Origin of the sequence: Arthrobacter sp. KBS0703 (genome assembly GCF_002008315.2) — a bacterium.
Classification (GTDB): domain Bacteria; phylum Actinomycetota; class Actinomycetes; order Actinomycetales; family Micrococcaceae; genus Arthrobacter.
This window is the reverse complement of the sequence record NZ_MVDG02000035.1, coordinates 1-1,101: the sequence shown is the minus strand read 5'-3', so window position 1 is coordinate 1,101 and position 1,101 is coordinate 1. Positions and strand designations below refer to the sequence as shown.

The following is a 1,101-nucleotide window of genomic DNA, read 5'->3' as shown; positions in this document are numbered from 1 at the left end:
GTCTCTTATACACATCTAGATGTGTATAAGAGACAGGGCCGAGGCCGATGCTGGCGCCGAGCAGCCCGGTGCCGATCACGGCGACCGGGCCGTTCAGGTGCCCGCGACCGTGCGTGCGGAAAGCAGACATGCCTTACAGCCCCACGGACGCCAGCAGGTGGCCGACTTCCTGCTTGCCGAGGTTGCGGATGCTCCCCTGGCGCTGGTCGCCCAGGCCGATGGGGCCCACCTTGACGCGCACCAGGCGCAGCACGGGGAATCCGACGGCGTCGAAGAGCCGGCGGACAATACGGTTCTTGCCCGAGTGCAGCACGACTTCGATGAGCACATGCCCGGGAGTCGAATCAACGAGCCGGAACGAGTCCACCGAGGCGATGCCGTCCTCCAGTTCAACGCCGGCCTTCAGCTGCGCGCCGATGCCCTGCGGGAACGGCCCCCGGACCTGGACCAGGTACGTCTTGGGAACCTCGTAGGAAGGGTGCGTCAGGCGGTTGGCCAGTTCGCCGTCGTTGGTCAGCAGCAGGAGGCCCTCGGTGGCGACGTCCAGGCGGCCGACATGGAAGAGGCGCTCTCCATGGGTGTTGCGGACGAAGTCGCTGATGCAGGGACGCCCGTCCGGGTCCTCCATGGTGGACACGACGCCCTTGGGCTTGTTGAAGACCATGTACACGAGGGACTCATCGAGCTGGATGCGCAGGCCGTCCACGTGGATAACGGACGCCTTGGGATCGACGCGGACACCGAGCTCGGTGACTACCTGGCCGTCGACTTCCACGCGGCCTTCGGCGATCATCTCTTCGCAGACGCGCCGCGAAGCCACTCCCGCCTGCGCCATGACCTTCTGCAGGCGGACGCCGTCGGCGTCGTGCAGTTCGGACTGCGGCACGGGACCGCTGGGGCCGCGCTTGCGCGAAGGCTTGCGGACCGCACCGAGGCTCTGGCCGAACCGTTCGCCGCCGAATGCGCGCGTGCCGAAGGTCTTGGCCGCAGCGGACCGCGGCTTGGGCTTGAGCGCGCCGGGGGTGCCGGGCGCCTTTCCTGCCCCGGGCTTGCGGGCTCCGGGCTGTCTCTTATACACATCTAGATGTGTATAAGAGACAG

The 1,101-nt window shown here is 67.1% G+C and carries 1 protein-coding gene; it reads right to left on the bottom strand.

What is annotated here, in order from left to right:
- Nucleotides 1–133: 133 nt before the first annotated feature.
- The coding region (locus B1A87_RS22705; protein WP_144275969.1) for a pseudouridine synthase at nt 134–1,101 on the bottom strand (968 nt) is incomplete at its 5' end.